6 protein-coding genes and 1 pseudogene are annotated in these 6,385 nt (G+C 78.7%); 5 read left to right on the forward strand and 2 right to left on the reverse strand.

Annotated features, from left to right (window positions below):
• A pseudogene (locus WDZ17_RS13215) lies at positions 1–505 on the reverse strand (hypothetical protein); the annotation flags it as partial.
• Positions 506–978: 473 nt separating this feature from the next.
• Between WDZ17_RS13215 and xseA the strand changes: the two are divergent.
• Both xseA and WDZ17_RS13225 read left to right on the forward strand, forming a co-directional pair.
• Complete coding sequence (xseA, locus tag WDZ17_RS13220; RefSeq protein WP_339575635.1) at positions 979–2,328, forward strand: exodeoxyribonuclease VII large subunit; 1,350 nt, start codon at positions 979–981, stop codon at positions 2,326–2,328.
• Between the two features lie 188 nt (positions 2,329–2,516).
• Entirely contained in the window at positions 2,517–2,786 is a 270-nt protein-coding gene (locus WDZ17_RS13225; RefSeq protein WP_339575636.1) for an exodeoxyribonuclease VII small subunit, read from the forward strand.
• A gap of 46 nt (positions 2,787–2,832) precedes the next feature.
• Here WDZ17_RS13225 and WDZ17_RS13230 read toward each other — a convergent pair whose 3' ends face one another.
• On the reverse strand, positions 2,833–3,645 hold the full coding sequence (locus WDZ17_RS13230) for a DUF4245 family protein (RefSeq protein WP_339575637.1): 813 nt from the start codon (positions 3,643–3,645) through the stop codon (positions 2,833–2,835).
• Between WDZ17_RS13230 and glpX the strand changes: the two genes are divergently transcribed.
• The 3 genes from glpX to WDZ17_RS13245 all read left to right on the forward strand — a co-directional run.
• A complete protein-coding gene (gene glpX / locus WDZ17_RS13235) occupies positions 3,644–4,684 on the forward strand; it encodes a class II fructose-bisphosphatase (RefSeq protein WP_339575638.1) in 1,041 nt (346 codons plus the stop codon). The genes WDZ17_RS13230 and glpX overlap by 2 nt on opposite strands.
• On the forward strand, positions 4,681–5,640 hold the full coding sequence (locus WDZ17_RS13240) for a carbohydrate kinase family protein (protein WP_339575639.1): 960 nt from the start codon (positions 4,681–4,683) through the stop codon (positions 5,638–5,640). The genes glpX and WDZ17_RS13240 overlap by 4 nt, the downstream gene beginning before the upstream one ends.
• Positions 5,641–5,725: 85 nt before the next feature.
• The coding region (locus WDZ17_RS13245; RefSeq protein ID WP_339575640.1) for a hypothetical protein at positions 5,726–6,385 on the forward strand (660 nt) is incomplete at its 3' end.

A 6,385-nucleotide genomic window follows, 5' to 3' on the forward strand; every position in this document is an offset into this window, starting at 1 on the left:
TCTGGGCCCGCGCCGCCGGCGACGCCCACCGCGACCCACCACCCAGAGCGCCCCCACCCGCACCACCCGGAGCGCCGCCGGGTGTGCTCCCGGGGGTGTCGCCGGCGAGGGGCCCGGCCGGGCCGCCGGGCGCGGCCATCTGCTCGACGAGGTCCGCGACCGCACCCACCGTCGCCGCGTAGGACACCGCCCGCACCCGGCCCTGGTCCACCAGGGCGTCCACCAGCACCCGGGCCCGCCGCCGCGCCACCGGCAGCTCCGGGTGCTCGCTGCCCGGGAACGCCCACCCGGACCCGCCGGACCCGTCGGCCCCGTCGCCACCGGCCCCGCCACCGGTGGCGGGGTCCTCGGCCGGGTCCTGGCCCGGGCTCTCGTCCGCAACCTCGTCCGCAACCTCGTCCGGGGCCTCGTCCGGGGCCTCGTCCGGGGCCGGGCTGGGGCGTGCGTCCGCGTCCCTGTCCGGGTCGTGGCCGTCGGGCAGGGGCGGCCGGTCGTCGAGAGCCACGCGCACCACCCCGTCCATCCCGCCACCTGTGTCGAACAGGTGTTCGACTGAAGGGAACGGTAGCCGTAGGGTCCGACAACGACCCACGCACCGCGAGAGCTGTGGACGACGGCGGGCTACGCCGACCTGTGGACGCGGCTGCCGTCCACGGTCGCGACGGGACGCTCGGTCGGGGGGCGCTCCCAGGTCGAGGGGGCGCTCCCACGCCAGGGCAGCGGTCGACGAGCGACCCGGTCGACGGGCGGCATGCCCGGGCGTCCTCCCCGAGGGGCGCAGCGACGACGGCAGGCCTTCCCGCGACGACCGCCCTCGTCGAGAGCTCCCACGGCACTGCCGGACGAGTCGTCCCACGGGGACCACCGCCTCCCCGACGACCCGGTCAGGAGGACGGGCCGGCCCGCACCGACCGTGGGACGGCGTGGTGCCGTCGCGGTCCTCCCCGGGCGCACTGCGGCTGCGTAGGGTCGTCGTCCGTGAGCCAGCAGCCGAGCGGACCGAGCCCGGCGGCGGCCCGAGCCGGCAGCGCCGAGGCTCACGACCCGTCGGCCGGCGCGCAGCGGCGGGCGCTCCCGCCGACGGCGGCGGCGACCACGGCGGAGCAGCCCTGGCCCGTCCGCCTGCTGTCGACGAAGATCGGCGACTACGTCGCCCGGATGTCGGCCGTCTGGGTGGAGGGCCAGCTCGTCCAGGTCACCCGCCGCCCCGGCCAGTCGACGGCGTTCTGCGTGCTGCGCGACGCCGACGTCGACATGTCCCTGTCCGTCACGACCCACACGCGCGTGCTCGACGCGCTGGGGCCCGCGCTCGTCGAGGGTGCCCGGGTCGTCGTCCACGCCACCCCGGAGTTCTGGGGGCGTCGCGGCAGCCTGCAGCTGCGCGCCGACGCGATCCGGCCCGTCGGCACGGGTGAGCTGCTCGCCCGCGTCGAGGCACTCCGGCGCGTCCTCACCACCGAAGGCCTGTTCGCCGACGCGCGCAAGCAGCCGCTGCCCTTCCTGCCCCGCGTCGTCGGCCTCGTCTGCGGGCGCGCGAGCGCCGCCGAGCGCGACGTCGTCGTGACCGCGCGCACCCGGTGGCCGGGCGTGCGCTTCGAGGTCCGCGAGGTGGTCGTCCAGGGCGTCGACGCCGTCGCCGCCGTGAGCCGCGCCGTCGCCGAGCTCGACCACCTCGACGAGGTCGACGTCGTGGTCGTCGCGCGCGGCGGCGGCTCGCTGGAGGACCTGCTCCCCTTCAGCGACGAGGCGTTGCTGCGCGCGGTCGCCGCCTGCCGCACACCCGTCGTGAGCGCCGTCGGCCACGAGGTCGACAACCCCCTGCTCGACCTCGTGGCCGACGTGCGGGCCTCGACACCGACGGACGCCGGGCGACGGGTCGTGCCCGCGGTGGCGGAGGAGCTCGCGGGGGTCTCGGCGGCCCGCGAGCGCCTGCACCGGGCCGTCCGGGGGCGTGTGGCCGCCGAGCGCGCCGCGCTCGCCGGGCTGCGCGCCCGGCCCGTCCTCGCCGAGCCGTCCCGGGGTCTGACGCAGCGGCGGGAGGCGGTCGAGGACGCCCGCGCCCGGGGCCGTCGCGCGCTCCGCGCCCGGCTGGCGCACGACGCGGCCGAGGTGCGCGGGCTGCGCCGCGCCGTGCGCACGCTGAGCCCGGCGGCGACGCTCGAGCGCGGCTACGCCGTGGTCCAGGACGCGGACGGGGCGGTCCTGCGCGACGCCCTGGCGGCCGACCCCGGCGACCAGCTGCGCGTGCGCCTCGCCGCGGGCGAGCTCGTCGTGGGTGTCGAGGCGCAGGTCGGCCCCGACGGCGAGGTGCTCGACCCCTTCGCCTGACGCCGGCCCACGGGCCCACCGGGCAGCGCGCAGCGGCCCGACGGCTCCACCCCCGACGCCGTGCGCAGCCGCGACGCCGTGCGCAGCCGCGACCCCGTGCGCACCCGCGACCCGTGCACCGCCCCGACGCCGTGCACCGCCCCGACGCCGTGCGGAGCCGGCGCCCGACGGGCTCCTACGCTCCTCCCATGGCCGCCGACCCCTCCACCCCCGGCGCGACCGACGCGTCGCCGGACCCGTCCGCGCTCGGCTACGAGCAGGCCCGGGACGAGCTCGTCCGCGTGGTGGGGGCGCTCGAGGCCGGCTCGGCGCCGCTCGAGCGCTCGCTCGCCCTGTGGGAACGGGGTGAGGCCCTCGCCGCCCGGTGCGAGCAGCTGCTGGAGGGAGCCCAGGAGCGCCTCGACCGGACGACCGCGTCGACGGGGGCCGACGAGGACGGACGCCCCGCCACCGGCTGACGCGCACGCGCCTCGTCGAGGCCGGGTGCCGGGGCACCCACGGGCCTCAGGCCGGGGGGTCGCTCGCCGACGGGTCCTGCGCGGCCGCCGCGAGCTCGAGGAGCTCCGGCACCTCGGCCGTGCCGACGACGGCCGTCGTCACCCCGCCCTCCTCGCGCACGAGCGCGCGGAACGGGACGTCGGAGCGCCGCTGCGGGCTGCGGGAGTAGACGTCCCAGGGCTCCCCGTCCACGTCCTGCGTGCCCTCGAGCTCGCCGCTGCGTGTCGTGGCGGTCAGCCAGCGCCCGGTGGCGCCGCTCGCCACACGGATCCCCGCGTAGTCGTCCGAGGGCGTCACCCAGCCGACGGACCAGGTGTCGACGTCGTCGGGGCCGGGCTGCTCCAGCCGTGCCGCGTTCGGCCGCCACCCGTCCGGCACCTGAGGGACCGGGACGGGCCAGTCGACGCGCTCCCGCGCCCCCGCGGCCGTCCCCGCGACGTCCACGGGCGGCTGCTCCAGCTGGGAGGGGCGCGGCACGAGCAGGAGGACGGGCACCAGGAAGGCACCGATGACGGCGAGCGAGATCACCATGTCCCGGGCCGTCTGCCGCGGCCGGGGGCGGCGGGGTGGGGGCTGGGGAGGTCGCTCCACGCCCGGGCCGGCGGCGCAGGTCCCCGGCGGCGGCTCCGCGGGCGCGCCGGGTCCTGCGCGGCCCGGCCGGGGCGCGGGCGTCGGGGAGCTCACGGACCCATCATCGCCGCCGCCACGACCGCGGCGTCGGCCGGGCGGCGCCGCTACGCTCGCCCGGCCCGGCGTCGCCCGCACGCCCGCCCGAGCCGGCGACCTCCGCCGGTCCCGCGAGCAGAAGAGGCCCCTCATGACGCACGGATCTCTCCCGCCCTCCCTGGCCGTGGGCCAGCAGGCCCCGGACCGCAACCTCGGCCTGGAGCTGGTGCGCGTCACCGAGGCCGCCGCGATGGCCGCCGGTCGGTGGGTCGGCCGCGGCGACAAGGAGGGCGCGGACGGCGCCGCCGTCGGTGCGATGCGCCGCCTGATCAGCACCGTCGAGATGGCCGGCACGGTCGTCATCGGCGAGGGCGAGAAGGACGAGGCGCCGATGCTCTTCAACGGCGAGAAGGTCGGCGACGGCACGGGCGCCGAGTGCGACGTCGCCGTCGACCCCGTCGACGGGACCCGGCTGACGGCGCTGGGGATGCCGAACGCCGTGGCGGTCCTGGCCGTCGCCGAGCGCGGCGCGATGTACGACCCCAGCGCGGTGTTCTACATGGACAAGCTCGCCACCGGCCCCGAGGCCGCCGACGCCGTCGACATCCGCCTGCCGCCGGCGGAGAACGTCCGCCGCGTCGCCCGCGCCAAGGGCTCGCGCCCGGAGGACGTCACCGTGGTGGTCCTGGACCGCCCCCGCCACGCCGACCTCGTGCAGCAGGTGCGCGACGCCGGCGCCCGCATCCGCTTCATCACCGACGGCGACGTCGCGGGCGCGATCATGGCGGCGCGCCCGGGCACCGGCGTCGACCTCATGCTCGGGGTCGGGGGCACCCCGGAGGGGATCATCGCCGCCTGCGCGCTCAAGGCCCTCGGCGGCGTCCTGCAGGGCCGCCTGGCCCCCACGGACGACGACGAACGGGGCAAGGCCCTGGACGCCGGCCACGACCTGGACCGCGTCCTGAGCACGGACGACCTCGTGCGCGGCGACAACTGCTACTTCGTGGCCACCGGGATCACCGACGGCGAGCTGGTCAAGGGCGTCCGCTACGGCGCCGGCACGGTGACGACGCAGAGCCTGGTCACCCGCTCGAAGTCCGGCACCATCCGCGTCGTGGACTCCGAGCACCGGCTCACCAAGCTCCAGGCCTACGCGGCGGTCGACTTCACCGGCGCGCGGAGGCCGGCGTGAGCGGCGGGCCGGGCGACGACGCCGGGGGCGCGCTGGTCGTCGGCGAGGCGCTCGTCGACGTCGTCCACCGCGACGGCTCCTCGCGCGAGCACCCCGGCGGCAGCCCGGCGAACGTCGCCCTGGGCCTGGCCCGCCTGGGCCGGCGGACCGAGCTGCTCACCCGCCTCGCCGACGACGAGCGCGGCCGCCGGGTCGCCGACCACCTGCGGGCCTCGGGGGTCCGGCTGGCCGCGCCGCTGCTGCCGGCCGCCGAGGACGTGCGCACCTCGACGGCGCAGGCGCACCTCGCCCTCGACGGCGGCGCCACCTACGAGTTCGACCTCGACTGGGACCTGCCCCCCGACGTGCTGGCTGCGGCCGCCGCGGATGCGCCCCCGCTCGTCGTCTGCGCGGGCTCGCTCGGCACCGCGCTGGCCCCGGGCGACGAGCAGGTGCGGGTGCTGCTGGCGGCGCTGAGGCCGTCGACGACCGTCGTCTACGACCCCAACCTGCGGCCGACCATCATCGGCCCGGCGGCGGGGGTCCGCAGCGGCGTGGAGGCGCTGGTGGCGTCCTCGGACGTCGTCAAGCTGAGCGCCGAGGACGCGGAGTGGCTCTTCCCCGACCGGGCGCCGGAGGACACCGTCCGGTCCTGGCTCGGGCTCGGGCCGGCGCTCGTCGTCCTCACCCGCGGCGGGGACGGCGCGCTCGCCGTCTGCGCCGCCGGGGAGGTCGACGAGCCGGGCCGCCTCGTCGACGTCGCGGACACCGTCGGCGCGGGCGACTCCTTCACGGGGGCCCTCGTCGACGCGCTGTGGTCGGCGGGGCTGCTCGGCGGCGACCGCCGCGCCGCCCTGGCGGCGACGGACCTGCCGACGCTGCGCGACTGCGTCGCCGCGGCGACGGACGTCGCCGCGATCACCGTCTCGCGCCCCGGCGCCGACCCCCCGACGCGCGCCGAGCTCGACGCCCGCTGAGGCCGGCGTGGGTCAGGCGCCCGCGCGTCGACGTCGCGGCTCCCGTCGTTGACGGCGGGGAAGCCGTCTCCGTACCTTCCCGACGATGTCGTGCAGGGTGACGCCGGGCGGCACGGGTCGCCGGCCCCTCCCCGCAGCCGGCAGGGCGCCGACCGCGGACCTGGTCACCCGCGTCGCCGGTGTCCTCGGCGAGCTGGCGCTCGTGCGCCGCGACGACGGCGTCCTGCAGCTGCGCGTCGGCGGGGTCCTCGTCATGGAGTCCGACGACGACGCCAGCGAGGCGCTGCTCGCCGTCCGGGGCCTGCCCCCGGGCCGCGGGCCGCTGCACGTCCTCGTCGGGGGGCTGGGGCTCGGCGGCACCGCCGCCCGGGTGCTCGAGGACCGGCGCGTGCACGAGCTCGTCGTCGTCGAGGTGGAGCCGCAGCTGGTGGGCTGGGCGCGCGAGGGCCTGCTCCCGGTCGCCGCCCGGGTGCTCGAGGACCCGCGGACCCGCGTCGTCGTCGGTGACGTGCGCCACGAGCTCGCCCGTCGGGCCCGTGCGCGGCCGGCAGCCCTGGACGCCGTCCTCCTCGACGTCGACAACGGGCCGGACCAGCTGGTGACCGCCTCCAACGCGGCGCTCTACCGCGAGGAGGCCCTGGCGGACGCCGCCGCGTGCGTGCGGCCGGGCGGCCGCGTCGTCGTGTGGTCGGCCGTGGGGGGGGAGGAGGGGGGGAGGGAGGGGGGGAAGGAGGGGGGGGGGGGG

This window comes from Pseudokineococcus basanitobsidens (assembly GCF_037482545.1).
GTDB lineage: Bacteria > Actinomycetota > Actinomycetes > Actinomycetales > Quadrisphaeraceae > Pseudokineococcus > Pseudokineococcus basanitobsidens.